This window comes from Microbispora sitophila, from assembly GCF_014892245.1.
GTDB lineage: Bacteria > Actinomycetota > Actinomycetes > Streptosporangiales > Streptosporangiaceae > Microbispora > Microbispora siamensis.
Genome location: NZ_JADBGC010000010.1, coordinates 88,888 through 115,260 on the forward strand (window position 1 = coordinate 88,888; position 26,373 = coordinate 115,260).

The 26,373-nt window shown below is 72.4% G+C and carries 30 protein-coding genes; 11 read left to right on the top strand and 19 right to left on the bottom strand.

The window, feature by feature from the left end; all coding sequences use genetic code 11:
• The first annotated feature begins 43 nt into the window (after window positions 1-43).
• Together IL992_RS19680 and IL992_RS19685 are read left to right on the top strand one after the other, a co-directional pair.
• Entirely contained in the window at window positions 44-928 is an 885-nt protein-coding gene (locus tag IL992_RS19680; RefSeq protein WP_193204827.1) for an alpha/beta fold hydrolase, read from the top strand.
• 10 nt (window positions 929-938) lie between these two features.
• Complete coding sequence (locus tag IL992_RS19685) at window positions 939-1,850, top strand: oxygenase MpaB family protein (protein ID WP_193204828.1); 912 nt, start codon at window positions 939-941, stop codon at window positions 1,848-1,850.
• Here the strand turns inward: IL992_RS19685 and IL992_RS19690 are convergent.
• From IL992_RS19690 to IL992_RS19700, 3 genes are read right to left on the bottom strand one after another with little or no spacing between them, the layout of a single operon-like run.
• Window positions 1,801-2,781, bottom strand: coding sequence for a RecB family exonuclease (locus IL992_RS19690; RefSeq protein ID WP_193204829.1), 981 nt, complete (start codon window positions 2,779-2,781; stop codon window positions 1,801-1,803). The two genes, IL992_RS19685 and IL992_RS19690, sit on opposite strands and share 50 nt — an antisense overlap.
• A gap of 4 nt (window positions 2,782-2,785) precedes the next feature.
• The gene (locus tag IL992_RS19695) at window positions 2,786-3,496 is read right to left on the bottom strand and encodes an MBL fold metallo-hydrolase (protein ID WP_079315491.1); all 711 of its coding nucleotides are present in this window, start codon (window positions 3,494-3,496) and stop codon (window positions 2,786-2,788) included.
• A gap of 39 nt (window positions 3,497-3,535) precedes the next feature.
• On the bottom strand, window positions 3,536-4,183 hold the full coding sequence (locus IL992_RS19700) for a DUF6758 family protein (protein ID WP_193204830.1): 648 nt from the start codon (window positions 4,181-4,183) through the stop codon (window positions 3,536-3,538).
• Window positions 4,184-4,255: 72 nt separating this feature from the next.
• Between IL992_RS19700 and IL992_RS19705 the strand changes: the two genes are divergently transcribed.
• A complete protein-coding gene (locus tag IL992_RS19705) occupies window positions 4,256-4,663 on the top strand; it encodes an NUDIX hydrolase (RefSeq protein WP_193204831.1) in 408 nt (135 codons plus the stop codon).
• On the opposite strand, the gene IL992_RS19710 is transcribed toward IL992_RS19705, so the two are convergent.
• From IL992_RS19710 to IL992_RS19720, 3 genes are all read right to left on the bottom strand, one after another.
• Window positions 4,650-7,931, bottom strand: coding sequence for a hypothetical protein (locus IL992_RS19710; RefSeq protein WP_193204832.1), 3,282 nt, complete (start codon window positions 7,929-7,931; stop codon window positions 4,650-4,652). The genes IL992_RS19705 and IL992_RS19710 overlap by 14 nt on opposite strands.
• A gap of 135 nt (window positions 7,932-8,066) precedes the next feature.
• Window positions 8,067-9,215, bottom strand: a complete 1,149-nt coding sequence (locus tag IL992_RS19715) for a CPBP family intramembrane glutamic endopeptidase (RefSeq protein WP_193204833.1) — start codon at window positions 9,213-9,215, stop codon at window positions 8,067-8,069.
• 28 nt (window positions 9,216-9,243) lie between these two features.
• Window positions 9,244-10,182: an HpcH/HpaI aldolase/citrate lyase family protein gene (locus IL992_RS19720; RefSeq protein WP_193204834.1), complete on the bottom strand. Its 939-nt coding sequence runs from the start codon at window positions 10,180-10,182 to the stop codon at window positions 9,244-9,246.
• Window positions 10,183-10,321: 139 nt separating this feature from the next.
• On the opposite strand from IL992_RS19720, the gene IL992_RS19725 reads away from it, so the two are divergent.
• The gene (locus tag IL992_RS19725; RefSeq protein ID WP_226873409.1) at window positions 10,322-10,699 is read left to right on the top strand and encodes a hypothetical protein; all 378 of its coding nucleotides are present in this window, start codon (window positions 10,322-10,324) and stop codon (window positions 10,697-10,699) included.
• A gap of 3 nt (window positions 10,700-10,702) precedes the next feature.
• On the opposite strand, the gene IL992_RS19730 is transcribed toward IL992_RS19725, so the two are convergent.
• On the bottom strand, window positions 10,703-11,647 hold the full coding sequence (locus IL992_RS19730) for an EamA family transporter (RefSeq protein WP_193204835.1): 945 nt from the start codon (window positions 11,645-11,647) through the stop codon (window positions 10,703-10,705).
• Window positions 11,648-11,732: 85 nt separating this feature from the next.
• Between IL992_RS19730 and IL992_RS19735 the strand changes: the two genes are divergently transcribed.
• The 3 genes from IL992_RS19735 to IL992_RS19745 are packed head-to-tail and all read left to right on the top strand — an operon-like array spanning window position 11,733 to window position 14,586.
• On the top strand, window positions 11,733-12,938 hold the full coding sequence (locus IL992_RS19735) for a magnesium transporter MgtE N-terminal domain-containing protein (protein ID WP_193204836.1): 1,206 nt from the start codon (window positions 11,733-11,735) through the stop codon (window positions 12,936-12,938).
• The gene (locus IL992_RS19740) at window positions 12,935-13,429 is read left to right on the top strand and encodes a DUF1003 domain-containing protein (protein ID WP_193204837.1); all 495 of its coding nucleotides are present in this window, start codon (window positions 12,935-12,937) and stop codon (window positions 13,427-13,429) included. Before IL992_RS19735 ends, IL992_RS19740 begins: the two co-directional genes overlap by 4 nt.
• 17 nt (window positions 13,430-13,446) lie before the next feature.
• Window positions 13,447-14,586 carry an Mrp/NBP35 family ATP-binding protein gene (locus IL992_RS19745; RefSeq protein ID WP_193204838.1) on the top strand — a complete coding sequence of 380 codons (1,140 nt, stop codon included), beginning with the start codon at window positions 13,447-13,449 and terminating at the stop codon, window positions 14,584-14,586.
• A gap of 6 nt (window positions 14,587-14,592) precedes the next feature.
• On the opposite strand, the gene IL992_RS19750 is transcribed toward IL992_RS19745, so the two are convergent.
• From IL992_RS19750 to sigE, 4 genes are all read right to left on the bottom strand, one after another.
• Complete coding sequence (locus tag IL992_RS19750; RefSeq protein ID WP_193204839.1) at window positions 14,593-14,943, bottom strand: sec-independent translocase; 351 nt, start codon at window positions 14,941-14,943, stop codon at window positions 14,593-14,595.
• A 105-nt stretch (window positions 14,944-15,048) separates the two neighbouring features.
• A complete protein-coding gene (locus IL992_RS19755) occupies window positions 15,049-16,338 on the bottom strand; it encodes a S1C family serine protease (RefSeq protein ID WP_193204840.1) in 1,290 nt (429 codons plus the stop codon).
• A 106-nt stretch (window positions 16,339-16,444) separates the two neighbouring features.
• Window positions 16,445-17,008: an anti-sigma factor family protein gene (locus IL992_RS19760; RefSeq protein ID WP_079319393.1), complete on the bottom strand. Its 564-nt coding sequence runs from the start codon at window positions 17,006-17,008 to the stop codon at window positions 16,445-16,447.
• The gene (gene sigE / locus IL992_RS19765) at window positions 17,005-17,613 is read right to left on the bottom strand and encodes an RNA polymerase sigma factor SigE (RefSeq protein ID WP_079319394.1); all 609 of its coding nucleotides are present in this window, start codon (window positions 17,611-17,613) and stop codon (window positions 17,005-17,007) included. The genes IL992_RS19760 and sigE overlap by 4 nt, the downstream gene beginning before the upstream one ends.
• A gap of 185 nt (window positions 17,614-17,798) precedes the next feature.
• Between sigE and IL992_RS19770 the strand changes: the two genes are divergently transcribed.
• Window positions 17,799-18,428, top strand: coding sequence for an O-methyltransferase (locus IL992_RS19770; protein WP_193204841.1), 630 nt, complete (start codon window positions 17,799-17,801; stop codon window positions 18,426-18,428).
• A 33-nt stretch (window positions 18,429-18,461) separates the two neighbouring features.
• On the opposite strand, the gene IL992_RS19775 is transcribed toward IL992_RS19770, so the two are convergent.
• From IL992_RS19775 to IL992_RS19785, 3 genes are all read right to left on the bottom strand, one after another.
• Window positions 18,462-18,860 carry a hypothetical protein gene (locus tag IL992_RS19775; protein ID WP_193204842.1) on the bottom strand — a complete coding sequence of 133 codons (399 nt, stop codon included), beginning with the start codon at window positions 18,858-18,860 and terminating at the stop codon, window positions 18,462-18,464.
• Window positions 18,861-18,937: 77 nt separating this feature from the next.
• Complete coding sequence (locus IL992_RS19780) at window positions 18,938-20,386, bottom strand: leucyl aminopeptidase (RefSeq protein WP_319018677.1); 1,449 nt, start codon at window positions 20,384-20,386, stop codon at window positions 18,938-18,940.
• 77 nt (window positions 20,387-20,463) lie between these two features.
• Window positions 20,464-20,631 carry a DUF3117 domain-containing protein gene (locus IL992_RS19785; RefSeq protein WP_076433904.1) on the bottom strand — a complete coding sequence of 56 codons (168 nt, stop codon included), beginning with the start codon at window positions 20,629-20,631 and terminating at the stop codon, window positions 20,464-20,466.
• A 126-nt stretch (window positions 20,632-20,757) separates the two neighbouring features.
• Between IL992_RS19785 and IL992_RS19790 the strand changes: the two genes are divergently transcribed.
• Window positions 20,758-21,582 (top strand): PaaX family transcriptional regulator, encoded by an 825-nt coding sequence (locus tag IL992_RS19790; RefSeq protein ID WP_226873410.1) that lies wholly within the window; start codon window positions 20,758-20,760, stop codon window positions 21,580-21,582.
• Window positions 21,583-21,597: 15 nt separating this feature from the next.
• The gene (locus tag IL992_RS19795) at window positions 21,598-22,377 is read left to right on the top strand and encodes an enoyl-CoA hydratase-related protein (RefSeq protein ID WP_193204844.1); all 780 of its coding nucleotides are present in this window, start codon (window positions 21,598-21,600) and stop codon (window positions 22,375-22,377) included.
• Here the strand turns inward: IL992_RS19795 and IL992_RS19800 are convergent.
• Window positions 22,364-22,951, bottom strand: a complete 588-nt coding sequence (locus tag IL992_RS19800) for a DNA-3-methyladenine glycosylase I (RefSeq protein WP_193204845.1) — start codon at window positions 22,949-22,951, stop codon at window positions 22,364-22,366. The two genes, IL992_RS19795 and IL992_RS19800, sit on opposite strands and share 14 nt — an antisense overlap.
• A complete protein-coding gene (locus tag IL992_RS19805; RefSeq protein WP_193204846.1) occupies window positions 22,945-23,403 on the bottom strand; it encodes a hypothetical protein in 459 nt (152 codons plus the stop codon). The genes IL992_RS19800 and IL992_RS19805 overlap by 7 nt, the downstream gene beginning before the upstream one ends.
• Window positions 23,404-23,446: 43 nt before the next feature.
• Here IL992_RS19805 and IL992_RS19810 point away from each other — a divergent pair, with 43 nt between their 5' ends.
• Window positions 23,447-23,719 (top strand): hypothetical protein, encoded by a 273-nt coding sequence (locus tag IL992_RS19810; protein ID WP_193204847.1) that lies wholly within the window; start codon window positions 23,447-23,449, stop codon window positions 23,717-23,719.
• Here IL992_RS19810 and IL992_RS19815 read toward each other — a convergent pair whose 3' ends face one another.
• The 3 genes from IL992_RS19815 to dapE form a co-directional block, all read right to left on the bottom strand.
• Entirely contained in the window at window positions 23,720-24,298 is a 579-nt protein-coding gene (locus IL992_RS19815) for an LOG family protein (RefSeq protein WP_193204848.1), read from the bottom strand.
• Between the two features lie 9 nt (window positions 24,299-24,307).
• Window positions 24,308-25,054: an LOG family protein gene (locus IL992_RS19820; RefSeq protein WP_193204849.1), complete on the bottom strand. Its 747-nt coding sequence runs from the start codon at window positions 25,052-25,054 to the stop codon at window positions 24,308-24,310.
• Window positions 25,055-25,309: 255 nt separating this feature from the next.
• Window positions 25,310-26,365, bottom strand: coding sequence for a succinyl-diaminopimelate desuccinylase (gene dapE / locus IL992_RS19825; protein WP_193204850.1), 1,056 nt, complete (start codon window positions 26,363-26,365; stop codon window positions 25,310-25,312).
• Window positions 26,366-26,373: the final 8 nt, after the last annotated feature.

The following is a 26,373-nucleotide window of genomic DNA, read 5'->3' on the forward strand; positions in this document are numbered from 1 at the left end:
GCCCATCGGTCCCCGGGATCCGGGGTGAGGTGGAGGAGGCCTCGTGAGCACGCCACGGTTCCTGACCCTTCCTCCGGGTGTCAGCAGTGAGCAGATAGAAACGCCGCTGGGCTCGTTCGCGGCCCTCGAAGCGCTTCCGGTCAGCGGTGTCCCCGAGCGCTGGCCCGCCCTGCTCGTCCCCGGTTTCACGGGGTCGAAGGAGGACTTCATCGCCGTGCTGCAGACGCTCGCGCAGGCCGGCCGCAGGGTGATCGCGGTCGACATGCGCGGGCAGTACGAGACCCCGGGCCCGGACGATCCGTCGGCGTACTCGTGCGCGGCTCTCGGCGCGGACATCGACGCGATCGCCGCGGTGGTCGGCCAGGGTGAGCCCGTCCACCTGCTGGGGCACTCCTTCGGCGGGCTGGTCGCCCGGGACACGGCGCTGAACGGCACCGCCAAGCTCGCGTCGCTCACGCTCATGAGCTCGGGGCCCGCGGGCATCGTCGGGCCGCGGGAGCGGATGGGCCGGGTCATGCTGGCCGAGCTTCCGGAGTACGGCCTCGACTACATGTGGTCGAACCGGATGGAGCCCGAGGCGCTGGCGGCGGGCGTCCCCGACGACATCGTCGCGTTCCTGCGCAAGCGGCTGCTCGCCAACCATCCCACCGGTCTCGTGGCGATGGCGCACGAGGTCCTGGGCGCGTCCGACCGCTGTGCGGAGCTGGCCGGGTGCGGGCTCGACCTCCTGGTCCTTTACGGCGAGCACGACGACGGGTGGCCGCCGCTGCTGCAGGCCGAGATGGCCCGCAGGCTCGACGCGGAGTGCGTCGTGGTGCCCGGGGCGCTCCACTCGCCGGCCGTCGAGGCCCCCGAGACCACCGCGGCGGCCCTGACCCGATTCTGGAACGCGGCGGAGAGCCGGCTGCTCCAGCACCAGCACGGATGACCCGGTCGCCATGCCCGGGACGAGCCGCCTGACCGCCCAGCCACCGGAGTCCGCGACGTGGCTGGTCCACGTCGACCGGACCATGTGGGTGGGCGGCGTGCGCGGCTTGATGCTGCAGGCCCTGCATCCGTTGGCGATGCGGGGCGTGTGGCAGAACTCCAACTTCCGGGAGGACCCCTTCGGCCGGCTCCGCCGTACGGCGGACTTCGTGGGCCGCGTGACGTACGGCAGTCCCGAGGAGGCGGAGGAGATCGGCAGGCGGGTGCGCGCGATCCACCGGACCCTGCGCATCCGCGACCCCGACACGGGCAGGACCCACCGGGTGGACGAGCCCGAGCTGCTGCTGTGGGTGCACTGCGCGGAGGTCATGTCCTACCTGGAGGTCGTCCGCCGTGCGGGCGCCCCCATCAGCGACCGGCAGGCCGACCAGTACCTCGCAGAGCAGCGGCGCAGCGCCACATACGTCGGGCTGCATCCGGACGACGTGCCCGGCTCCACCGACGAGATGAACGACTACTTCGCCCGGATGCGGCCGGTCCTGCGGGTCATCCCCGAGTCGGCCGCCGCCGTGCGGTTCCTGCTCTGGCCGCGCCTGCCGGAGAACATGCGCTTCCTGTCCCCGGCCAAGCCGGTCTACTTCCCGTTCGGCGCGCTGTGCTACTACACGCTGCCCGACTGGGCCCGCCGCCTGTACGGCGCGCTTCCCGAGGTGCCCCAGATCGCGGTCACGGCGGCGTTGCGGGCCTTCCGGCTGACCATGAACACGATCCCCGACTTCGTGCACCAGCAGGTGCTGGACGAGGGCACCAGGGCCATGCTGCGGGCCTCGCGCGAGCGTCTGGGCGCCGCCGGATACGACGTCGGCAAGGGCCTCAGGGCGCTGGTCGATCCTCGCCGCCATCCCGGCCCTGCGCGGGGCTGAGGCCGGAAGAGCCGGGCGTCTCGGCCAGGCCGTCCCACGGGAGCCGGTCGGGCGAGGCGGCCCGCCCCTCGGGGCAGTGGCGGCGGAAGTCGCACCAGGAGCAGATGGGGCCAGGCTCGGGCGGGAACAGCCGGTCGATCTCGGGCGGCACCGCGAGCGCCCCGGCGCCGTCCTCCCGTCTCGGTGCGGGAACGGCGCCCTTCGCGCGGCCCGCCCCCGCGTTCCCGGCCCAGCCGCGGTAGGCGTCGTCGGCGTCGGCCGCCTCCGTCGCGATGTCCTCGGCCCGGCGCAGGTGACGGGCGAGCGACTCGTCGGTGTGCTCCCACTCGGCGACCGTCCCGCTGGGCAGGTGGTGCAGTTCCACCCGGTGACAGGCCCGGCGCATCATGCGGGACGAGGCGATCGCGTAGACGGCCAGCGCGATCGACGAACGGGCGTCGTCGGAGGTCGGCGGGCGGCGGCCGGTCTTGTAGTCGACCACGACCAGTTCGTCCCCGCGCCGGTCGAGCCGGTCCACGCGGCCCGAGACGGCGATGACCGACGTACGCGTGGCGACGGTGCGCTCGACGCCGACCGGCTCGTCGCCGGGGTCCAGCGTGGCGACGTAGGAGGAGACCATCTCCCGGGCCCGGTCCCGCCACGTGGCCGACTGCTCCTCGTCCCTGAACCCCTCACGGATCCAGCCGTTGGTGAGCAGCACGGCCGCCATCACCGGCGTACGCCGGTCGTACGGCTCCCGCCACCACGAGGCCAGCGCGTTGTGGACGGAGGCCCCCACGCTGTTGTGCGCCCACGGGGGCCCCTTCTGCGGAGCGGGCCGGTCGAGATAGGTGAACCGGTAGCGACGCCTGCAGTCGAGCCAGGTGTTCAGCCGCGACGGGGTGCAGGTGTAGAGCCGCCTCGGCATGCCGTCGAGGCCGAGCTGCTCCACGGCCCTACTCGTCGAGGTTCAGCTTGATGCCGGACGCCCCGGTGCCGTCCACGAGCGGCGGCGCCGATTCGGCCTCCTGGGCGCCGGTCAGCGACCCCGACAGCCAGCGGTCGAACTCGGGCTCCAGGTCGCCGATCCTGCCCTCTTCGCCGTGCGCGGGAAGCACCCTCGTCTCGTGCGGCAGCGTGAACAGCCGCTCGCCGATCGAGGTGAGCTGGTCGGCGAGCGCGGGGTACTCCCCGCCGAGCTTGCCGGGGCCGTCCATGAGCAGGGTCTTGCCGGTGAAGACCGCGCCGAGGCCCTCGCAGTAGAGCGAGACGCCGCCCGGCGTGACGCCCGGCGTGGAGAGCACCTCCAGCTCGACGTCGGCCACGGAGAACAGTCCCTCGTCCTCCATGTCGATGTCGGGCCAGGTCTCCTCCCAGGTCTGCCGCCACAGGCGCTTGTCCTTGGGGTGCACGGCGATCACGGCCTCGTCCCTGGCCGCCACCTCGATCGCGGCGCCCACGTGGTCGGGCAGGCCGTGGGTGCAGATGACGGCGAGGACCTCGCGGTCGCCGACCTTCTCCAGGATCTTGTCGGCGTCCCGCGCCGGGTCGATGACGATCACCTCGTCGTCGTCGCCCACGATCCAGGTGTTGTTCTCGACCTTGTGCTCGTCGCCTTCGATGTCCACCAGGCCCGAGGTCACCACTCGTTCGATGCGCGCTGTCACGGCTCAGAACCTTACTATCCCTCGCGCTTCCGACCCGCCCTACTGGACATCCCCGTCGAGGCGCGGCGAGAAGGCGCCGAAGGGCAGGTCGAGCGCCTGGTCCTGGTCCCGCAGGTCACGCAGCGACAGGTTGGCCAGCGCGATGAAGCAGCCGGCTTCGACCGGCCAGGCGACCGTCCACAACCAGTTGCCGAGGGCCTCGCCCACGTAGACGGCCCGGTCTCCCGGCACTCCCCGCCCCGCGCACCACAGCGCCGTCGGATGGCCGCGCGCGTCGATCTTGGCGTGCGGGGGCCCGGCGTCGAAACCCTCTCCGGGGTCCGGGCCCGGCAGCCCGGCGTACGCGGCGCCGAGACCGATGCCCGGTTCCTCTGCGATGAGCAGCATGTCGGCGGGACCGTGGGTGACCGACGGGCCGGAGAGGGCGACGACGCTCGCCCTCATGCCGGTGCGCTCGTCACCGACCTCGGCGAAGCCCGTCACCAGCCATCCGGAAGGCAGCGGCCACGGGAGCCAGACGGGCACCCTGGCCGCCTCGCACAGGGCCTCCAGAGCGGCCCGTGAGGGCCGCCGGGGTGGCTGGAAGGGCAGGACGTCCCCGTGGGCGGCGCATCGCCAGGAACTCGACCAGACGTTCGGTTCGTGTAGCGGCCCGAAGCACCGCGGACATGTTGGCGCGGTTCTCACAAATATTCACGGTGCTTCCGTGATGTCCGTACGTCAAGAGTCTGCCCGTTATCTAGTCGTAATCTTGGTGATGTGCGGTGCATCAGATGTGTGGGCGCGATCGTCGCCGACGCCGACGGGCGTCTGCTGCTGGTGCGGCGGGGCCGCCCTCCCGGCGAGGGGCTGTGGTCGCTGCCCGGCGGCAGGGTCGAGCCCGGCGAGACCGACGAGCAGGCGCTGCGCCGGGAACTGCGCGAGGAGACCGGCCTCGACGTCACCGTCGTACGGCTCGCCGGGACCGTGCTGCGGCCCGCCCCCGGCGGCGCGACCTTCGAGATCCACGACTACGTGGCGACCGCCACGGGCGTGCCGGTCGCCGGGGACGACGCCGCCGACGCCCGCTGGTGGGCGCCGTCCGACCTCGTACGGCTCCCGCTGACCGACGGCCTCGCCGACGCTCTCGCCGAATGGGGGGTCATCTCCGGGATCATCGCTCCGTGACCGTGCTGCGCCAGATCGTCAAGTGATCGTCGGCATAGCCGGCGGCGTAGCCGGCGGACCTGCCGATGGCCACGACCCGGTCGCCGGAGACCGCCACCGCCCCGAGCCACTGCGCCCCCTGGCCGCCGAGGCCGTCCTGGGTGAGCGTCCGGCGCGACCAGTCCACCCCGTCCTCCGACACCCAGGCGGCGCTGTCGGTCTCGCCGCCCTCCGCCGGCGACCGGTGCGATCCGACGGCGACCAGTCCCCGCCCGGTCGCGGTCAGGTCGAGGACCGAGGCGGCGGCGTCGGCGGGCAGCGTGCCGTACTCCCAGCTCGCGCCGTCGTCCGTGGACAGCGCGGAGAACGGGCGGGGGCCGTCCTCGGTCATCGCGGTGCCGACGGCCACCACGCCGGCCTCGGTCGCGACCACGTGGCGCAGCCCGGCCGAGGTGGTGTCCGGTGGCAGGACCCGGCCGCGGGCGTTCCAGTTGAGCCCGTCGGAGGAGACCCAGACCACCCCCGTCTCGCGATCGGCGGTGCCCGACCCGCCGACCGCCATGAACCCGTCGGGCGTCGCCGTGACGTCGTAGAGGCGCACCCCCGCCCCTCCGGCCGGCATGCTGCCCGGCGCGGAACGGGTGAACCGCTTGAGGTCGGGGCTGAACCACAGGGCGGGCAGCGTCCCGGTGGCGGACCGGTCCTCCCCCGCCAGGACGTAGCCCTTCGGCCCGGCGGCCACCACGCCCGGCGCGAGCAGGAAGTGGCCCGCGGGCACCTCGATGGCGGGACCGGGCCGCCAGCTCTTCCCGTCGGCCGAGGTGACCAGCAGCGGCCGGGTCACCGCCGGGTCGGTCGTCGTGCTGCCGACGGCGAGCCATCCCCTCGGGCCGTGCGCGACGCCGCTCAGCGCCTGGCGCCCCGGTCCGCCCAGCAGGTCGGGGAACGCCGCGTCCTTCCAGTTGGCCCCGTTGTTGCCGCTCGTCCAGATCGCGGCATCGCCGTTGGCCGCGCCCACGGCCACGAACGTGCCGCCGGAGGCGGCGACGTCCGCGGTGTCCCTGGCGAGCCGGTTGAGCCCGGCGATCTCCTTGAGCGGCACGGTGTGCGCCGCCTCGCCCTTCCCCGCGGTGATCAGGACGGGGAGGTTCTCCACGTCGCCGGGCCCGCGCTTGTCGCCGCCCGCCACGAGAACGCCGGCGTCGGTGATGGCCAGCCCGCGCAGCGTCCCGGGGATCCCGCCGAGGTCGGCGCTCCTGGTCCACTTGCGCCCGTCCTGGCTGGTGTAGACGGCGTACCGTTCCCAGGCCGACTCGGCGACCGCCGCCACGCCCGCCGCCGACGCGGCCAGGCCGCGCACGCCCGTCCCCTCCGCGCCGAGCGGCCCTATCGTGCCGCACTGGGTCCAGTCGGCGCCCTCGGGCGAGCAGTAGACCCGGACCTCGCCGTCCTCCGACTTCTGCCGGGTGGGCACGAGCACGAAGCCCTTCTTGGTCACGGCCAGCGCGCCGGGCTCCGCTCGTACGTCGGCCAGGGCCGCGGCCGTGCGCAACCAGGTGCGGCCGCCGTCGTCGGAGCGCAGGACGACCGAGATCGAGTCGCCCGACCCCGGATCGGCGAGCGCCACCACTCGGTCGCCCCAGGCGGCCACCGCCCGCATCGCCCTGATCTTGTCGGGGGTGCCGATCTGGTCGGTGTCCACCCTCGTCCAGCCGACACCGTCGGGTGACACCCAGGCGACCGGGCCCGCCGTGCCGTCGCGCAGGGTCGTGGCGCCCACGGCCAGGAAGCCGGTCGCCGTCCGCGCCACGTCGGTGATCCTGTCCTGGCTCCAGAACGCGGTCAGCCGGGCGGGGTCCACCGCCGTCCAGGACCGGCCGTCGGAGGAGACCCACATGCCGCGCGCGGCCGGGCCCGCGGAGCCGGGCGCGTCGGTCCCGACGGCGAGCCAGCGGCCGTCGCCGCCCGCCACCCTGCCGACCGCCCCGGGCGCGGACTCGTACCCCGGGGCGTCGGCGACCCGGCCCGTCTGCCAGTGCGCGCCGCCGTCGGCGGACACGAGGAACAGCGGCCGGGCGAGCGGGCTCGTCGTGTCGCTGCCCGCCGCCACCACCGTCGCGCCCGCCGCGGCGAACGCGTTGAGCACCTGGCTGGAGCCGTTGCCCGGCAGCCCGGGCGCCGAGAACGCCGCGTCGCCCGACTGGCCGTCGCCTGCGGCGAGGCGCAGTCCGGCCGTGGACGGGCCGCCGGCCCACCTGACGACGGCCACGCCCAGCACGGCGGCCGCGACGAGGACCACGGCGATCAGCGCCGGAGCGACCAGCCGGGGGAACCGCCGGACCGGCAGCACCCGCCTGTGGCGGCGTCCGCCGCCCGGCCGGGGCGGGCCGACGGCCACGAGCACGTCGGAACGGGCCGGCCGGCCCCCCGGCGGGCGCCCGATGCGCTCGACCGGCTCGACCGGCGGCTCGTCGTGCTCGGGCTCGACCGGGATCTCGGGGCTCATGCGGATGCCGCCGGACTCCCCCAGGCCGTGACGCGAGGCGGGCTCGGGCGGCGTGTGCGCCCACACGTGCTCGCCGTGGTCCTGCTCACCGGGGTCGTGCTCGCGCAGCGGCCCCGAGGGAGGGGTGTCGATCTCGGGGGCGCCGGGCCCGTCCGGATTCTCGCGGGGGATCTGGGCACGCCGCCGCCGGGGCGGGCCCGAGGCGACCAGCTTGTCCGGCCGGTTCACGATCCGGCGACGCCGGCCCTCCTCCTGCCCGGGTGACTCCTTCGCCGCCTCCCCCGCCGACCTGGCACCCTCGCCATGCCAGGTCGTGGGGGCGTCCGCGGGGCCGGGCGGACCGGTCGCGCCGCGGTCGCCGGGCTCGCCGGGGTCCTCGGGACTTCGCCCGCCGGAACGGCTGTGACGCGGTTCGCCCGTCCCGTACGGCCCTGCCCCGTACGGCGCCGCGTACGGCCTGCGGCCGGTCCTGGGTCCGCGGTCGCGCGGTGCTTCCCGCTCCGGCCCGTCGCCTGCGTCCGATCCGGGGCGCGGGGCCCAGGTGTCGCCGGGTAAGTGCGGGTCGGGTGAGTCCGGGTCGCCGACCTTCCGGTATGGCCGGGTGTCCTCGTCGTCGCCCGGCTCGCCCGCGTCGTCCGGCACCGCGTCATCGGGAATCGGGGCGGCGAACGGAGGCAGCGCCCACGGAGACGGGCCGGGCGGCCGGTGATGCAGCTCCGGCGGGGGCACGGAGGAGGGTTCGCCGTCGCGTCGACGGTCGCGCTCGTGGGGGCCCGAGGCCACGCTCAGTACCTCCTCCCCGGAGAGGTCAATCCGGACCGTTCCACCTGTGGTACGGCAAAGCGATCACAGTGATACCCCATCACGGATCCAGAGCAACACGGGAAAAGCGTGGGGGCCATACCTCTCTAGTGAGATTTATCGGGAGAGGGTCTGAATTGCCCACTTTCGGGCGATTATCAGCACGCCGATGCCGAAAACCGCGAACTGGACGGCCGATCCGATCAGCGCCTCCCAGGGCACCTCGCCCTGTTCCATCGCGCTCCCCATGTCCCCCGAGGCCGCGACGACTCCGAACGCCACGACGTTGTTGGTCGCGTGCAGGGCGATCGGCGCCTCCAGTCCGCCGGTGCGGACCGCCAGCCACCCCATGAGCATGCCGAACGCGAAGACGTAGGCGATCCCCCAGCCCGTGTAACCGTGCGAGGCGGCGAAGGCCGCCGCGCCCACCAGGATCGCCGGCCACGGATTGCGCAGGTACGCCCCGAACCCCTGGATGATCCACCCACGGTAGGCGTACTCCTCGGCCGCCGACTGGAACGGCACCAGCAGCAGGATCACGATGATGGCCGGGAGGAACTGCTCCCAGCCCGCCCAGCGGAATCCGGGATCCACCCCTGCGGACATCAGCGTCCCCGCCTCGACCGTCTGACCGAGCACGACCGCCACCAGCGCGACCAGCAGGCAGGCCCCCAGCCACCGCCACCGCAGCCGCAGGGCCACCGACGACAGCGACCCCGGCGGTCTTCGCTGGAACAGCCAGGCCGCGCCGAGCACCAGCGGCAGCAGCAGCGCGATGACCCCCAGCTGGAACCCGAGGTCGAGGATTGGATCGGCGAACAGCCGGGTCCCCGTCCGCACCATGGGCACGCCGGTGACCAGCGAGACCACGAAGGCCACCAGGCCGACGGCGATCGAGAGCGCCAGGAAGACCGCGATGATCGCCGCCGTGCCGAGGATCGGCCGCCACCAGCGGTGCAACGGCGTACGGGCCAGGCGGTCGTAACGGGTGCCAGGCGGCGGCGGGACGTCCCAGCGGGTACGCGGGGGCGCTCCCCACGCGTACGGCTGCGCGTAGGGCCCGGGATACGGTCCGGGATATGGCCCCGGATATGACCACTGCGGCTGGGCCGCAGGGTGTGGCGGCAGCGGCTGCGGCGGACCGGCCGGCCAGGCGGTCCCACCCGCGTACGGCCCGGGGGCCAGGTAGGGACCGGGCATCTGGTTCGGGCCGGCGGCCTGATCCGGGCCCGGTGCCCGGGCCGGATCCGGCTGTGCTTCGTTCATGTGTCCATTCTTCGCGTACCGCGGGCGATCAGCTGGGCGGGGTGAAGGAGCTGGACCGGGGAAGGCCGGCGGCGCGGCCCTTGGCCGCCACCACCAGGGCCATCTTCCGCGACGCCTCGTCGATCATCTCGTCCCCCAGCATGACCGCGCCCCGCTTCTCGACCGTCGTGTAGTACTCGTACGCGTCGAGGATGAGCTCGGCGTGGTCGTAGTCCTCCTGGGACGGCGAGAACACCTCGTTGGCCGCCTCCACCTGCGACGGGTGGAGCACCCACTTGCCGTCGAATCCCAGGGCGGCCGACCGCATCGCCACCCGGCGGAAGCCGTCCAGGTCGCGGATCTGCAGGTATGGCCCGTCGATCGCCTGGAGGCCGTGCGCGCGGGCGGCCATCAGGATGCGCATCAGGATGTAGTGGTAGGCGTCCCCCTCGCCGTACCCGGGGGGCTGCTCGCCCACGACGAGCGTCCGCATGCCGATCGAGGCCATGAAGTCGGCCGGGCCGAAGACCAGCGTCTCCAGCCGGGGCGAGGAGGCGGCGATGTCGTCCGCGTTCACGAGGCCCCGGGCGTCCTCGATCTGCGCCTCGATGCCGATGCCGCCCTCGGGCAGGCCGGTGGCCCGCTCGATCTGGCCGAGGAGGGTGTCGAGCCAGGCCACGTGGGAGGCGTCCGCGACCTTCGGCAGCATGAGGCAGTCCAGCCGGTCGCCGGCGCCTTCGACCACCTCGATGACGTCCCGGTAGGTCCAACGGGTGGTGAGGTCGTTGACCCGGACGACGACCGTCTTCCCCGTCCAGTCGCCCTCCCTGAGCGCGGTGACGACGTTGCGACGCGCCTCGTCCTTCGCACCGGGGGCGACGGAGTCCTCCAGGTCGAGGAAGACCTCGTCGGCGGCGAGGCCCTGGGCCTTCTCCAGGAAACGAGGGGTGCTGCCCGGCACCGCCAGGCACGAACGTCGAGCGCGCATGGGCACACCGTAGCGCGGTGAATAGGCTGGGAGGCATGAGCGAGCGCAGCGAGCGAGTCAGGGAACACTGCGCCTGGCGAAGTGCTGAATCGCGCGCCTCCGGCACGACCGAACTCCGAGCCGAAGGCGAGGAGGTGGCATGAGCCTGCCGGTGATCGAAGAGGGCGCGAAGAAGTCCAACGTGCTGTGGCTCGGCCTGCCGTCCGGGGTCCGGCTGGCCTGGCACGTGTGGCACGACGGCGCGGTCTACGTGGTGACCGGCGGAGGGGAGCAGTCCCTGCCCGGCCTGGCCGAGGTCGCGGCCGGGCGGAGCGAGATCGAGGTCGTGCTGCGCAGTAAGGACAACGGCGCCGAACTCGTCCGTTTCCCCGCCGTCGCCGAGGTGGTGGACCAGGCGGCCGCCCCCGAGGCCGTGGCCGCGCTGGCCAAGGAGCGCCTGAACGCCCGCGACGCCGCCGGCCTGACCGCCCGCTGGGCCGAGGGGTCCACCGTCGTACGGCTCACGCCTCGCACCTGAACCTCACACGCGTACGGACTCGGCGGCCTCGGCGCTGTGATGCTGCGAGCCGAGCCGTACGGTCGCGGTCTGCGCCAGCAGGGCCCCGGCGAGCACGATCACGCCTCCGGTGATCTGGGCGGCCCCCAGGCGCTCGCCGAGCAGCACCCAGGCGATCACCGCCCCCGCGATGACCTCCACCGAGGCGACCGTCGCCCCGACCGCGGCCGACAACCGCCGCACGGCCGTGACCCCGGTCCCGTACGCGACGACCGTGGCCACCACGACCAGCACCACGGCGACCGCGGCGACGGGGACCGTGTGACCGGAGACCTCGACGGCGTGGGTGAACGCCGGCCAGTCGATGTTCCAGGGCCGGGAGACGGGCAGCAGGACCACAGCCGAGCCGAGCATGCCCCAGCCGATCAGGCCCAGCGTGTCCACGTCGTCGCCGAACGAGTCGCTCATCAGGAAATATCCGGCGCAGCAGGCGGCGGCGATCAGCGCGAGCAGCAGCCCGAGCGCGTCGAGGCGCAGACCCTCCCAGACCTGCACGACGATCGCCAGCCCCGCGATCGCGATGAGCGCCCCCAGGTAGGCCGAGCGCGGCAGCCGCAGCCGCCGGACGAACCGCACCCACAGGACCACCAGCACCGGAGAGGTGTACTCGATCAGCAGCGCCACGCCGACCGGCAGCCGGGTGATGGCCACGAAGAACAGGCCCTGCACGGCGGCCACGGCGATGACGGCGTACGCGGCGAAGAACAGCAGGCGGTCGCGGGGGATGCGCAGCGCGCGCGGCCTGACGACGGCCAGGACCGCCAGCAGGAGCACGCCGGCCCCCGCCATGCGGACCCATACGGCCTCCAGCGGCGTGAGCCCCGCCATTCCCAGGATCTTCGCCATCGGTCCGGAGAACCCGAAGCAGAAGGCCGAGACGCCTGCGATCGCCAGGCTGACAGCCCTCATCGTCACCTGCCCATGTAATTACCAATAAACGGCTTTGATCCTGTCATAACCGGGAGCGGTCCGCATCCTTGCGTAACCTGACAGAGTGGATCGGATCTTCGTGGCCCGCCTGGCGGGACTGGCGGTCTTCGACCCGGCCGGCGACCAGATCGGCCGGATCCGGGACGTCGTCGTCTCGCTGCGGGGACCGCTGCTCCCCCGGGTCCACGGCTTCGTCGTCGAGGTCCAGCCACGCCGCCGGGTCTTCCTGCCGATCACCAGGATCACCAGCATCGAGGCCCGCGCCCTCATCTTCACCGGCAAGCTCAACATGCGCAGGTTCGAGTGCCGGGACGCCGAGACCCTGGCCATCGGGGAGATGCTCGACCGCACCGTCGAGTACAAGGGCGAGCGGGTGACCGTACAGGACCTGGCCATGGAGCAGCCGCGGCCGTCCGACTGGCTCATCACGAAGGTCGCGGTACGCCGCGGGACGCGGCGCAGGGGCGAGACGCTGATCGTCGACTGGGACGAGGTCACCGGCTTCGCGGGCATCCAGAAGGACCAGGGCGCGGCCAACCTGCTCGCCGTCTTCGAGGCGCTGCGCCCGGCCGACCTGGCGAACATGCTGCACGAGCTGCCCACCAAGCGGATGGCCGAGGTCGCCGCCGCCCTCGACGACGACCGGCTCGCCGACGTGCTGGAGGAGATGCCCGAGCGCGACCAGGTGCTCGTGCTGAGCCGGCTGCACCAGGAGCGTGCCGCCGACGTGCTGGAGGAGATGAGCCCGGACGACGCCGCCGACCTGCTGCAGGAACTGCCCACAGAGCAGGCCGAGGGGCTGCTGCGGCTCATGGTGCCGGAGGAGGCCGCGCCGGTCCGGCGGCTCCTGACCTACGGCGAGTTCACCGCCGGCGGCATGATGACGACCGAGCCGGTCGTCCTCCCGCCGACCTCTACCGTGGCCGAGGCCCTGGCGCACATCCGTCAGGAGGAGCGGCCCCCCGCCATCGCCGCCCAGGTGTACGTGACCCGCCCGCCGAGCGAGACGCCGACCGGGCGTTTCCTGGGGGTGGCGCACTTCCAGCGACTGCTCAGGGAGCCGCCGTCGACGCTGCTCGGCAGCGTGATAGACATCACCGTGGACCCGATCAGGCCCGAGCTCACGGTGCACGAGGTGGCGTCCTACCTCGCGACGTACAACCTGGTCGCGGTCCCCGTCGTGGACGAGCTGAGCCGCCTGCTCGGCGCGGTGACCGTCGACGACGTGCTCGACCACATGCTGCCGGAGGACTGGCGGGAACGCCCATGACAGAACGCCTCGACCAGCCGCGCGAACTGACCTACCGCCTGCGGCTCTACTACGACCCCGAGGCGTTCGGCGAGTTCTCGGAACGGTTCGCGCGGTTCCTCGGCACGGCGCGGTTCATCGTCTACATGACCGTGTTCGTCGGGGTGTGGCTGCTGTGGAACGTGTTCGCGCCGTACAAGTTCGACCCCTATCCGTTCATCTTCCTGACCCTGATGCTCTCGCTCCAGGCGTCGTACGCCGCGCCGCTGATCCTGCTGGCGCAGAACCGGCAGGCCGACCGCGACCGCATCCAGTACGAGCAGGACAGGGTGACGGCCGAGCGCAACCAGGCCGAGATCGAGTACCTCACCCGGGAGATCGCCGGCCTGCGCATGGCGCTCGGCGAGGTGGCCACGCGCGACTACATCCGCTCGGAGCTCCAGCGTCTGCAGGACGAGCTGAGCGCGGATCCGCCTAGATCGCGTGGGGCGGGTTCGGAGGATGCCCGCTGAGTCCATAGCATGGATTCATGGCACCATCCCCTGAACTGGTCATGGCCGCGCTGGCGACGGTGAACGACCCGGAGATCCGCCGGCCGATCACCGAGCTCGGCATGGTCAAGAACGTCGACATCTCCCCCGACGGGGTGGTGCGCGTTGGCGTGTACCTGACCGTCGCCGGCTGCCCCCTGAAGGACACCATCACCCGCGACGTCACCGGGGCCGTGTCCCGGATCGACGGCGTGTCCCGCGTCCACGTGGACATGGACGTCATGAGCGCCGAGCAGCGCAAGGAGCTGCAGACGAAGCTGCGCGGCGACCGCGGGCCGGAGAAGGAGATCCCCTTCGCCAAGCCCGGCTCGCTGACCCGCGTGTTCGCGGTCGCGAGCGGCAAGGGCGGCGTCGGCAAGTCGTCGGTCACGGTGAACCTCGCCGCGGCGATGGCCTTCCAAGGCCTGAAGGTGGGCGTCGTCGACGCCGACATCTACGGCCACTCGGTGCCGCGCATGCTCGGCGTGAGCGAGCGGCCCACCAAGGTCGAGGACATGATCATGCCGCCGGTGGCGCATGACATCAAGGTCATCTCGGTCGGCATGTTCAAGCCCGAGGGCAACACTCCGGTGGTCTGGCGCGGCCCGATGCTCGACCGCGCGCTGTACCAGTTCCTCACCGACGTCTACTGGGGCGACCTCGACGTCCTGCTGATGGACCTGCCCCCGGGCACCGGCGACATCGCGATCTCGGTCGCCCAGCGCCTGCCCACGGCCGAGATCCTGGTCGTGACGACCCCGCAGCAGGCCGCCGCCGAGGTGGCCGAGCGGGCCGGGTCGATCGCCGCCCAGACCCACCAGCAGATCGCGGGCGTCATCGAGAACATGGCGTGGCTGCCCTGCCCGCACTGCGACGAGCGCATCCCGGTGTTCGGCGAGGGCGGCGGCCAGAGCGTGGCCGACGCGCTGACCCGCACGCTGGGCGCGCGCGTGCCGCTGCTCGGCCAGGTGCCGATCGACATGCGGCTGCGTGAGGGCGGCGACGAGGGCAAGCCGCTCGTGCTGACCGACCCCGACGCCCCGGCGGCCGCGGAGCTGCGCCGGATCGCGGCCGGGCTCGGCAAGAAGTCGACCAGCCTCAAGGGCCTGAAGCTCGACATCTCGCCGGTCAAGCACTAGGCCTGATCAGGTCGCCTCGTTGTCGTACGGCGGGATCTCCCCCACGCCCAGTTCCGGCGTGGGGGCGGCAACCGGGTCGGCCGTCGTCGTCGCCGAGGTGCCGTTCCAGTCGTTCTCGAGGTCGTCGAGCAGGTGCTTGCGCACGAAGTTCTTGGGGTTGAGGTCCGCCGGGTCGAAGTTGGCGAACTCGGGCCCCATGTTGGCCTGCAGGTCGGCCTTCGCGTTGTTGGCCATCTGCCGGAGCTGCCGCAGCGTACGGCCCGCCTGCGAGGCGGCCTGAGGCAACTTCTCCGGTCCGAAGACGAGTAGGGCGATCACCACCAGCGCCAGGGCCTCCCCCCAGCCGAGTCCGAACATGGCGATCTCCTCCTGCACGTGCGACTGAAATCAGACTAATGCCCGCGCCCCGAGCTGTGGACAGGGGACGCCCTGCTTCATGGGCCCGGCTTCATGAAGCCCTGTTCATGAGGGCCGCGCGCTGGGGGCGGGGGCCGCGCCGACCGTGACGGTCGCCGTCCGCACCTCGCCGTCGTGCCGGAACCTGATCCGCACCTGGTCGCCGGGGGCCTTGCTGCGGATGGTGACGATCAGTTCCCGGCTGTCGCTCACGGGCTGGCCGTCGACCTCCAGGATGACGTCCCCCGCGTGCAGGCCCGCCTTCGCGGCCGGGCCTCCCGGCGTGACAGGCACGGCGCCGCCCTCCGTCTGCGTGGCGATCCGCACCCCCTGGCCCTGGTAGCTCTGGTCGATCGTGATGCCGATCCTGGAGGTGCGGGCCGTTCCGGTGGTGATGAGCTCCTGGGCGATCCGGCGCACCTGGTTCACCGGGATCGCGAAGCCGAGGCCGATGCTGCCGGACTGCTGGCCCAGCAGAGAGCCGCCGACGGTGGCGATCGCCGAGTTCACCCCGATCACCTGGCCCGCGGCGTTGACCAGGGGGCCGCCCGAGTTGCCGGGATTGATGGCGGCGTCCGTCTGGATCGCGTTGATGAGCGCGTAGTCGGACCCGGTGCTGCCGCCCGCCTCGACGGGCCGGTTGAGCGAGCTGACGATGCCTGTGGTGACCGTGCCGGTCAGGCCGAGGGGCGAGCCGACCGCGATGACGGGGTCGCCGACGACCACGCCGTCGGAGTTGCCGAGAGGCAGCTCCGGCGCCCTGACGGCCCCGTCGGGCTTCACGACCGCGATGTCGGAGTTGGGGTCGCGGCCGACGACGCGCGCCCCCGAGGAGGTGCGGTCGTTGTAGCGGATGCGGATCTCCCCGGCCTGTCCCGCGACGACCACGACGTGGTTGTTCGTGACGATGTAGCCGCCCTTGATGACGAAGCCCGACCCGGTGCCCGACTCGCTGTTGCCCTTGACCTCCAGCGAGACCACGCTGGGCAGGACCTTGGCGGCCACCCCGGCCACCGACTCCGGCGGCCGGGCCGTGGGCTGCTTCGACGGCGTGCTCAGCGCGTATCCGGGGTCGATGCCGGAGGACGGACGCGTCAGCAGGAACGTGCCCCAGCTCGCCACCCCGCCCGCCACGAGCGCGATGACCACGGCCAGGGCGGCGTACAGCGCGATGTTGGGGCCGCGCGGCTCCGGCTGCGGCGCGACGGGATACAACGGCGGCGGGGCCCAGCCGGGGCCCATGCCGTACGGGCCGGTGGACGGCGGAGGACCGCCCGGAGGGTCCTGCGGTTCCTCTCCCGCGGGAAGGAACTCGGGCCGGTCCGACGCGCCGAACGGACGCGTGTTGTCGGTCATCGCGGCAGTCACTCCTCGCACACGGCGTCATCCGCTGGGCAGCCGCGGTGACAAGGAAAGCGGCACACGACGGCTGCGGTGTCCGATCGTATGCCGATTCCTCGTATCAGCGCGAAAGCCCCCTGGTGACGCTGGGTGACGGGGTGGGTGACACGCTCACCACGGGCGCCCTGTTCTGGGCGGGATGCTGTACGAACATCTGGCCGGGCGTCGGGTTCGGGGTGGCCGTGGATCCTCCGGCCATGAGCATGGTGCCGAGGGCGACTGCGGCGCCGGCCATTCCCACGGCGACGTATCCCGCGCGTCGGGCCCTTCCGGGCCGCCCAGGCCCCGATCGTCCCTCGTCCCGGCCCCGGGGCCGGTTGTCCATGGGCCCTGCGGCGTGCATCCCGGGTAGCCGCCCGGCGCCGAAGGCCGGGTGGTCGGGAAAGGGCCGCATACGCGGCGGCAACGGCCCTCCCGGCTCCGCCATGCGCAGCAGCGACATGGTGAGGTCCGCCGGCATGGCGGGCGGGTCCATGGACCGCAGGCGGGTCTTCAGCGCCCGCATCGCGTCGACCTCCGCGCGGCAGTCCGCGCAGAACGTCAGGTGCGCGAGCGCGCGTTCTCGCTCGTTGTGACTGAGTTCGCCGTCGATGAGCGCGGATACGCGCTCGCCAAGATGACTCACAGTCCCTCCCTGCTGATTGAAGGGGGGGTTTGATCGCCGTTCCGGTTCGCGGAGGGCGCCCGGTGGTCGAGCGCCTCCCGCAGTTGGGCGCGGCCGCGGTGAATGCGGCTGCGCACCGTGCCGAGTTTCACGCCGAGCGTCGCGGCGATCTCCTCGTAGGACAGTCCCTCGATGTCGCACAGCACCACGGCCGCCCGGAACTCCGGCGCCAGGGCGTCGAGCGCGGCCTGGATGTCGGGCTCCAGGTGCGCGTCGTCGTACGCCTGCGCCGGAGACGGCTCGCGGCCGTGCAGCCGCTCGGCGGCGTCGTCCGCCAGCCCCTCGAAGCGGATGCGCTGCCTGCGCCGCGCCATGTCGAGGAAGAGGTTCGTCGTGATCCGGTGCAGCCACCCCTCGAACGTGCCCGGGGTGTAGCTAGACAGGGACCGGAAGACCCGGACGAAGACCTCCTGCGTGAGGTCCTCGGCGTCGTGGACGTTGCCCGTCAGCCGATAGGCCAGCCGGTAGACCCGAGCGGAATGAGTTCGGACGACCTCCTCCCAAGTGGGAGGCGTCCAGTCGGACACCGAAGTCTCCGCCTGGTGGTCGTGCTCGTCCACCGGCATTCCTCTCTGCAGGATCGTCGCTACAGCCATAGTGCCTGGTTTCGCCCCTTCCTGCGCACCGCGGGCTGAGCGGTCTCGAACAAAGACCGTTCAAAGCGTGCAACGTCCCCGTTGTGGCGTGAGTTCCCGTTCCGGTCCGACTCCCCTAGGCTGCGTCCAAGATGAAGCAGGGGAGGGAGAGGCCGATGGCGACACCGGCCAGCCTGGAATACGCGGAGGAGTTCGTCCCGGAGGACGAGATCCTGCGGACCGCGCGCCGGCGTGGCATCGAGGTCGGGGCGCGCCCGATCCTGCCCGGGTGCGGAGCGGCGCTCTGCTTCCTCGCCACGGTGGCGAACGCGCGCTCGGTGGTGGAGGTCGGCACCGGGTGCGGTGTCTCCGGCCTATGGCTGCTGCGCGGCATGCGCCCGGACGGGACGCTCACGAGCGTGGACGTGGAGCCCGAGCACCAGCGCATGGCGCGCCAGACGTTCGCGGAGGCGGGGTTCTCCGGCAGCCGCATCCGCCTGATCGGCGGCCGCGCGCTCGACGTCCTTCCCCGCCTCGCCGACGGCGGCTACGACATGGTCTTCTGCGACGCGGCCAAGCAGGAGTACATCGACTACCTCACCGAGTCGGTGCGGCTCCTGCGCCGGGGCGGGGTCGTCGTCTTCTGCGACGCCTTCTGCGACGACCAGGTGGCCGACCCCACCCAACGCGACCCCGACACCGTCGCGATCCGGGAGCTGGGCAAGCTCGTCAGGAACGACGAGCGGCTGCGCCCGCTGATGCTGCCGCTCGGCTCCGGGCTGCTGGCCGCCGTCAAGCTCGTCTGACCGGAGCCCGCCAAGCGCTCCACCGGAGCGCTCTCATGTCATCTTGTACGCCCTCACCAGGGTCTGCTTCGCCCCGCAGCGGGCGAACCGCAGCTTGTACGGCTTGCTCACGCAGGCCCAGATCTCGATCCTTCCGCTGTTCATCGTCCGCGTCTTCTGCTCGACGCAGTCGACGTCCTTGTAGAAGTTCATGTAGCGGTAGGTGTGACCCTTGTAGCGGATCTTGACCATCGCGTAGCGGTGGTCGGTGCTGCGGTCACAGATGATGACGGTGTTGCGGTCGGTCAGCGTGGCCTCCGCCAGGGCGTTGCCGTGGCCGTCGCTGATCCGCGCCGTGGCGAGCGGCGAGGCCGACGCGGAGGCGGCGGTGCCGACGGTGGCGGTGGCGAAGGCCAGACCGGCGACGGCCGTGGCGAGCAGCAGCTTCCTCATCGCTGTTCCTTTCCGTTTTGTGCGACTTCCAGTGGGTTGGAGAGCGGAAGTCGCCGGAAAGTTCGCAGCGACGGCGGTCAGACGCCGTTCGCGGAAACGGTGGTGAGGTAGCGGAGGAGCAGGCGGACGCCGAAGCCGGTGCCGCCCTTGGTGATCTCGCCCTCGTCGGAGGCGGCCCGCGCGGGCCCGGCGATGTCCAGGTGCGCCCAGGGCCGCCCGCCGGTGAACTCCCGCAGGAACAAGGCGGCGGCGATCGACCCCGCCGCGCCCGACATCGTCCTGTCGACGTTGGCCAGGTCGGCCACGTCGGAGTCGAGCATCGCGCGGTAGTCCTCGACGAGCGGCATGCGCCACAGCCGCTCCCCGCCGGCCTCCCCGGCGGCGATCAGGTCCGCGGCCAGCGACTCGTCGGTGGCGTAGAGCGCGCCCAGGTTCACGCCGAGCGCGACCTTGGCCGCGCCGGTCAGCGTGGCGACGTCGATCACGACGTGCGGGTCCAGTTCGGCGTCCGCGTACGCCAGCACGTCGGCCAGCACGAGACGGCCCTCCGCGTCGGTGTTCAGCACCTCGACCGTGCGCCCGCCGTACTGGGTGATGACGTCTCCGGGCCGCTGTGCCGAGCCGGAAATGGAGTTCTCCGCGCACGCCACGAGACCGGTGACCCGCACCGGTGCCCCGAAGGCCGCCAGCGCGCTCATCGCGGCGATGACGGCGGCCCCGCCCGCCATGTCGGTCTTCATCGCCTTCATGCCCTCGGTGGGCTTCAGGGACAGGCCGCCGGTGTCGAACGTGATGCCCTTGCCGGCGAGCACCACGTGGGCGCGCGGGTTCTCCGGCGTGTAGGAGAGCTGGACCAGGCGCGGCGGGCTGATCGACCCCTGCCCGACCGCCCGGATGCCGCCGAACTCGCCGAGCTCGGGCTCCTCCCACACACGTACGTCGAGCCCGGACTCGGCGGCGACGGCCTTCGCCTGCTCGGCGAGCCAGGCGGGCGTCTTCACGGAGGACGGGGTGTTGACGAGGTCGCGGGCGAGCGCGGTGGCACGCGCGACCGCCTCGCCGCGTTTCAGGTCCCGCTCGTCGCCGCCGACGAAAACGATCTCCCCGACCGGCTTCGTGCGGCCGTTGCCGATGGTGAACGTGTACGCCGCGAGCAGCGCGCCCTCGACCAGGGCGGCCGCGTCCCCCTCGGACGGGACGACGACCGACAGCGACGTCCGGCCCTTCGCGCGCCTCGCCACGGCCGCCCCGGCCTTGCGCAGCGCGGCGGCCGAGCCGTCGCCGGTGCCGTACAGCAGGACGCGCCGCACGCCGCCGTCCCTGACGGTGGGCACCTCCACGACCTCGCCCGGCTCTCCCTTGGCCTCGTAGTGCGCCAGCAGCGCGTCCACCGGCACGGGGGACTCCAGCCAGGGCGCCGCGACGACGACCGGTCCCGGGCCGAAAGGCACGGCCACCAGGTCGGCGTCCGGCGCGGGCCCGGCACTGTGACGACCGGTGAGGACCGGCGTGGTCTCGATGGGCACGTCCACCTCCAACAGGGCGGCCCCGGGGCGGGATCACCCGCCGCCAGGGCCGTGAATCGAACAGGTCGGCTGACGAATCAGCCGACCACCTTCTTGAGCGCGTCACCGAGGGCGCTGGCCTCGTCCGCGGACAGCTCCACGACGAGTCGGCCGCCACCTTCGAGAGGGACCCGCATGACGATGCCCCGTCCTTCCTTGGTGACCTCCAGCGGACCGTCACCGGTCCGCGGCTTCATCGCCGCCATGCGTGTATCCCTTCCCGCGTTGTCGGCCGCCCCGGAGGGTAACCGGCGTATTCACGTTTCTGTGATGTTCTATTATCCCGCCTCCGAGCTCAAAAAGGTAACGGCCCGGATCCGGTCAGTGGATCAATGCGGCGGTGCACGCGTTGTGGGCGGACCGGACGTGACCCCACACTGGGTGGGGTGAACGCCCGAGCCGCGCTTTTCGATCTCTATGGGGACCACCTTCGCACCCGTGGCGGCCGTGCCTCCGTGGCCGCGCTCGTGAGGCTGCTCGCGCCGCTCGATATCGCGGCGCCGGCCGTCAGGACCGCGATATCCCGCATGGTCCGGCAGGGCTGGCTCGACCCCGTACGGCTGCCGCAGGGACCGGGGTACGCGGTCACGCCGAAATGCGAACGCAGGCTCGACGAGACGGCGGCCCGCGTCTACCGGCGGGGCGACACACCGTGGGCCGGCCGCTGGCACGTCCTGGTGCTCGAACCGGTCAGGGACCGGGCGCGGCGCGAGCGGCTGCGCGCCGACCTCGCCTTCCTCGGGTACGCCCCGCTGTCGGAGACGACCTGGATCGGCCCGCGGCCCTCGCCGGAGCTCGACGCGCTGCGGGTCCCCGGCCACCGGTTCGACGCCGCGTACGAGGGCGACCCGCGCGACCTGCTCGCGCGCGCGTGGGACCTGGACGCCATCGGCAGCGCGTACGAGGATTGGCTGGCCAGCGCGGCGGACCTGGTGGGCTCGCTGCCGGAGGACGCCCCGGACGATCGGGTCTTCGCGGTCCGCAGCAGACTGGTGCACGGCTGGCGCAACTTCCTGTTCCGCGACCCCGGGCTGCCCGCCGACCTGCTGCCGCCGGGCTGGCCGGGCGAGAAGGCGCGGACCTTCTTCGAGCAGGAGGCCGCCCGGCTGCTGCCCGCCGCCGCCGCGTTCGTCGAGCGCAATCTGACCACGATGTGAATGGAGCCGCCCGAGATGACCGTGACGTATGACGTCGACGAAGCCGTCGCCACGATCACGCTGAACCGCCCCGACGCGATGAACTCCCTGACCGTCGCGATGAAGACCGCCCTGCTCGCGGCCGTGCGGCGGGCCGCCGGCGACGCGTCGGTGCGGGCCGTGCTCCTGACCGGGGCGGGCCGGGCCTTCTGTGCCGGGCAGGACCTGCGCGAGCACGCCGACAACCTCGACCGGGGCCTCGGCCTGGCGAACACGGTGCGCGAGCACTACAACCCGGTCGTGCTGGCCATCGCCACGATGGGCAAGCCCGTCGTGGCCGCGATCAATGGAGTGGCCGCGGGGGCGGGGGCCTCGCTGGCGTTCGCGTGCGACTTCCGCCTGGCGGCCGAGAACGCGAAGTTCTCGATGGCGTTCACCGGGATCGGGCTCGCGCCCGACTCCGGCGCGTCCTGGACCCTCCAGCGGCTCGTCGGTCCCGCGCGCGCCCGGGAGATGCTGCTGCTCGGCGACGTCGTGGACGCGACCAGGGCACTGGAGCTCGGCCTGGTCGGCCAGGTGGTTCCGGCCGACGGGCTGGCGTCCGCCGCCCGCGACCTCGCCGTACGGCTCGCGCAGGGGCCCACCCGGGCGTACGCCGCGACCAAGGCGGCGCTGGATCACGCGGCGTCATCCTCCCTGGCGGAGGCGCTGGAGCGGGAGGCGGAGCTTCAGGACGAGTGCGCGGCCACCGCCGACCACACGGCGGCGACCAAGGCGTTCCTCAACAAGGAAAGGCCTACCTTTACAGGGCGCTGACCTGTGCGCTGACGGCCTGGCGGACGTGGCAGTCGGCCACGTGGTCGTTCACCAGGCCGATGGCCTGCATCAGGGCGTACGCGGTGGTGGGGCCGACGAAGCGGAAGCCCTGCTTCCTGAGCTCCTTGGCCAGCGCCGTGGAACCGGCGGTGCGGGCCGGGACGTCGGCGAGGGTCGCCGGGACCCTGCCGGGCTCCTCGGCGAACTTCCACACCAGCGCCGACAGCCCGCCCGGCACCTCCAGGGCGGCGCGGGCGTTGGCGACGGCCGCCTCGATCTTGGCGCGGTTGCGCACGATGCCCGCGTCGGCGAGCAGGCGCTCCACGTCGCCCTCGTCGAAGGCCGCCACCGCCGGGATCGAGAACCCGGCGAACGCCTTACGGAAGTTGTCGCGCTTGCGCAGGATCGTCAGCCACGACAGGCCGGACTGGAACGCCTCCAGGGTGATCCGCTCGAAGACCAGGTCGTCCCCGCGCACCGGACGGCCCCACTCCTCGTCGTGGTAGGCGACGTAGTCGGGCGCCGTGCCCGCCCACCCGCAGCGGATCAGCCCGTCGTCGTGCACTGTCACCATGCCTCTTCCGCGTCGGCGCGGTCGCCGTCCCAGCCCTCGCGGGCCGTCGCCGAGGGCACCTCCGGCTCACGCTCGGCCCGGCTCTCGGAGTCTTCGGCCTGCTTTGTTTCGGCCTGCTTTGTTTCGGCCTGCTTCGTCTCCTCGCGGGCCTGCGGCCGTGCGTACGATAACTCGGCCACGCGCTGCTCCAGCACCGCGATGCGGGTGTCGCGCTCCCCGAGCGCGACCGAGACGCGGTGCAGCGTCTCGTCCACCGCCTGGGTGCTGTAGCCCACGAGGCCGATCGGCAACTGGAGAGCGATCAGGTCGGCGGGAGTCATCTGACCGGCCGCGGGCAGGTCGAGCGGCGGCGCGTCAGGAGGGAACTCCGCCATCTCGCCGCCGTGTCCCAGCGAGACCATGACCACACAGGCGATCACGGCGAGTCCGGCGATGACGAGTACGACCAGCACATACGAATCGTGCCACAACTCTTTTGCGTGCGAGCATGGAAGCATGACGCGCGTGATCGGGCCCGACGACGAGATCGAGCCCGGCTGGGTCGAGGCCGCCTCGCTGCCGGAGGTGTCCGCGCTGGCCCGGGCGGGACACACCGTCGTGGTGACGCTCCCCGGCGACGAGACCGAGGCGATCGCGGCCGCCGCCGCCTACGCCTGGGCGGGCGCGAGCGTCTTCAGGACGTCCCACGACGTACGGCAGGCCCTCGACATGACCGAGGCCCTGCTGGGCCGCCGGCCCCCCGCCCTGACCCGCCGCGGCCTGGCCTGATCAGGACTCGCCCAGCTCCTCGCCCGTGGGGCTGAGGCGGAGGGCAGGCCGCTCCAGCATGTCGAGCGCCTCCTCCACCGTGGTCGCCCACGAGATCGCGTCGAACACGTTCGGCCGCGTGAAGCCCTGCTCGTACATGCCGTCGACCAGGTCGCGCAGCGGCCCGTACAGGCCCCACGGGTCGAGGACGACCAGCGGCCGCTCGTGCATGCCGAGCACCCGGGAGGTCCAGATCTCGAACAGCTCCTCCAGGGTGCCGATGCCGCCCGGAAGCACGAGGAACGCGTCGGACCTGGCGTCCATGATCCCCTTGCGCTCGCGCATGTCGGCGGTGACGATCAGCTCGTCGGAGTCGGTGTCGGCGATCTCGACGTCGACCATGGCCTGGGGGATCACGCCGACCGTGTGGCCGCCGCCATCGCGGACGGCCCGGGCGACCTCGCCCATGCAGGAGACGATGGCGCCCCCGCTCACGAGGCCGTGACCGCGGCGGGCCAGTTCCGCTCCCACCTCCCGGGCGAGGTCGAGGTACTTCCGGTCGATCTTCTGGCTGGACGAGCAGTACACGCAGACGAACACATCGCAACCCTACTGAGTGGCGGCGCGCCGGTCGGCCTCCACGATGAGGCGCACGGCCTCGTCGGGGTCGTCGGTGACCGAGACCAGCTCCACGTCCTGCGGCGAGACCTTCCCGGTGGACAGCAGCGTGTCGCGGATCCAGTCGATCAGCGGCGACCAGAACGAGACGCCCATCATGATCACCGGGAACGAGGTGACCTTACGCGTCTGCACCAGGGTCAGCGCCTCGAACAGCTCGTCGAGCGTCCCGAAGCCGCCGGGCAGGGCCACGAACCCGCTGGCGTACTTGACGAACATCGTCTTGCGCACGAAGAAGTAGCGGAACTCGATGCCGAGGTCCACGTAGTCGTTGAGGCGCTGCTCGTGCGGCAGCTCGATGCCGAGGCCGACCGAGACGCCGCCGGCTTCGAGCGCGCCCTTGTTGGCCGCCTCCATCACTCCGGGGCCGCCGCCGGTGATCACCGCGTAGCCCGCCTTGGCGAGCGCCGCCCCGACCTTCACCCCGAGCTCGTACTCGGGGCTGTCGGGACCGGTACGAGCAGAGCCGAAGACGGTCACCGCCGGAGGAAGGTCCGCGAGGGCGCCGAAGCCCTCGACGAACTCCGACTGGATGCGCAGGACTCGCCAGGGGTCTTCGTGGAGCCAGCCGGTGGGGCCGCGGCGGTCGAGCAGGCGCTGGTCGTGGGTGGACTCCGGGACGAGGCCGCCGCGGACCAGCGACGGACCCTGCCGGCGTTCGGGTCGGGTGTGGTTCATGACGGTCACGCTAACGGTCGGGGTCGGGAACGGTGCAAGACGCACGCACTGCCCGGGCACCCCACGCCTCAAACGCCCCGCGGCGCGCCGAAAAGAATCTTGAAAAAGATCCTCGGAAGGATGGAACCGGCCGTCGCCGAGGCTCCGTCTAAGGAACGAGGGTGCTGCTCGGGACGAAAGTGGCTTTCCCCGCCAAATGGCCGGCGAGGAAAGCCACTTTCTTCTATCTACGGCCAGTTCTACGGCCGGTCGGGCTCACTCGCTGAGCCAGGCCGTCATGCGGCGCTCGCTCTCGACGATCTTGGCCAGGCTCACGTTCTCCCCCGCCGTGTGGGCGACGTCCGGGTTGCCGGGGCCGCAGTTGACGGCGGGCATCCCGAGGGCCGAGAACCTCGCGACGTCGGTCCAGCCGAGCTTGGCCCGGGGAGTGCCGCCGATCGCGGCGGCGAACGCCGCGGCGACGGGGTGGGTCAGCCCCGGCCGCGCGCCCGGCGCTCCGTCGGTGAGCCGCACGTCGAAGCCGTCGAAGACCTCCTGGACGTGGGCGAACGCCTCCTCCAGCGTGCGGTCGGGAGCGAAGCGGTAGTTCACGGTCACCACGCACTCGTCCGGGATCACGTTCCCGGCCACCCCGCCGCGTACGGCCACCGCGTTGAGCCCCTCGCGGAACTGGAGGCCGTCCACCACCGGGCGCCGCGCCTCGTATCGGGACAGGACCTCCAGGACCGGCGCGACGCCGTGGATGGCGTTGACGCCCTCCCACGACCGGGCGCTGTGCGCGCGCACGCCCTTCACCGTGATCTCGGCGCGCAGCGTGCCCTGGCAGCCGCCCTCGATCAGCCCGTCGGTCGGCTCCATCACGACCGCGAAGTCACCCGTGATCCATTCGGGGTGCGTGCGGGTGAGCCGCAGCAGGCCGCTCCGCTCGGCCTCGATCTCCTCGCAGTCGTAGAAGACGAAGGTCAGGTCGCGGTTAGGCTCGGCCAGCAGGCAGAGCTTGAGCTGGACGGCCACGCCGCTCTTCATGTCGGACGTCCCGCAGCCGTACAGCACGCCGTCCTCGGCCCTGCTCGGCAGGTTGTCGGCCACCGGGACCGTGTCGATGTGCCCGGCGATCACCACGCGCTCGGCCCGGCCGAGGCCGGTCCGCGCCACCACCGCGTCCCCGTCCCGCAGCACCGTCAGGTGCGGCAGCGGATCGAGCGCCTCCTCGATGGCGTCGGCCAGCGCCTTCTCCGCGCCGCTCACCGATTCGATGTCCACCAGCTGCGCCGTCAGCGCGCCCACGTCCTGGGCAAGGTCAAGCCGCATGCCATCCG

Bases quoted from the DNA above. Each gene is read 5' to 3' on its own strand.
- IL992_RS19725 (WP_226873409.1), top strand. From the start codon at position 10,322: ATGAGCCTGCCGGTGATCGAAGAGGGCGCGAAGAAGTCCAACGTGCTG.
- IL992_RS19810 (WP_193204847.1), top strand. From the start codon at position 23,447: ATGACGCGCGTGATCGGGCCCGACGACGAGATCGAGCCCGGCTGGGTC.
- IL992_RS19820 (WP_193204849.1), bottom strand. From the start codon at position 25,054: ATGAACCACACCCGACCCGAACGCCGGCAGGGTCCGTCGCTGGTCCGC.
- IL992_RS19795 (WP_193204844.1), top strand. From the start codon at position 21,598: ATGACCGTGACGTATGACGTCGACGAAGCCGTCGCCACGATCACGCTG.
- IL992_RS19730 (WP_193204835.1), bottom strand. From the start codon at position 11,647: ATGAGGGCTGTCAGCCTGGCGATCGCAGGCGTCTCGGCCTTCTGCTTC.
- IL992_RS19770 (WP_193204841.1), top strand. From the start codon at position 17,799: ATGGCGACACCGGCCAGCCTGGAATACGCGGAGGAGTTCGTCCCGGAG.
- IL992_RS19715 (WP_193204833.1), bottom strand. From the start codon at position 9,215: ATGAACGAAGCACAGCCGGATCCGGCCCGGGCACCGGGCCCGGATCAG.
- dapE (WP_193204850.1), bottom strand. From the start codon at position 26,365: ATGCGGCTTGACCTTGCCCAGGACGTGGGCGCGCTGACGGCGCAGCTG.
- IL992_RS19785 (WP_076433904.1), bottom strand. From the start codon at position 20,631: ATGGCGGCGATGAAGCCGCGGACCGGTGACGGTCCGCTGGAGGTCACC.
- IL992_RS19745 (WP_193204838.1), top strand. From the start codon at position 13,447: ATGGCACCATCCCCTGAACTGGTCATGGCCGCGCTGGCGACGGTGAAC.
- IL992_RS19685 (WP_193204828.1), top strand. From the start codon at position 939: ATGCCCGGGACGAGCCGCCTGACCGCCCAGCCACCGGAGTCCGCGACG.
- IL992_RS19800 (WP_193204845.1), bottom strand. From the start codon at position 22,951: ATGGTGACAGTGCACGACGACGGGCTGATCCGCTGCGGGTGGGCGGGC.
- sigE (WP_079319394.1), bottom strand. From the start codon at position 17,613: ATGCCGGTGGACGAGCACGACCACCAGGCGGAGACTTCGGTGTCCGAC.
- IL992_RS19775 (WP_193204842.1), bottom strand. From the start codon at position 18,860: ATGAGGAAGCTGCTGCTCGCCACGGCCGTCGCCGGTCTGGCCTTCGCC.
- IL992_RS19740 (WP_193204837.1), top strand. From the start codon at position 12,935: ATGACAGAACGCCTCGACCAGCCGCGCGAACTGACCTACCGCCTGCGG.
- IL992_RS19720 (WP_193204834.1), bottom strand. From the start codon at position 10,182: ATGCGCGCTCGACGTTCGTGCCTGGCGGTGCCGGGCAGCACCCCTCGT.
- IL992_RS19750 (WP_193204839.1), bottom strand. From the start codon at position 14,943: ATGTTCGGACTCGGCTGGGGGGAGGCCCTGGCGCTGGTGGTGATCGCC.
- IL992_RS19790 (WP_226873410.1), top strand. From the start codon at position 20,758: ATGCGGCGGTGCACGCGTTGTGGGCGGACCGGACGTGACCCCACACTG.
- IL992_RS19755 (WP_193204840.1), bottom strand. From the start codon at position 16,338: ATGACCGACAACACGCGTCCGTTCGGCGCGTCGGACCGGCCCGAGTTC.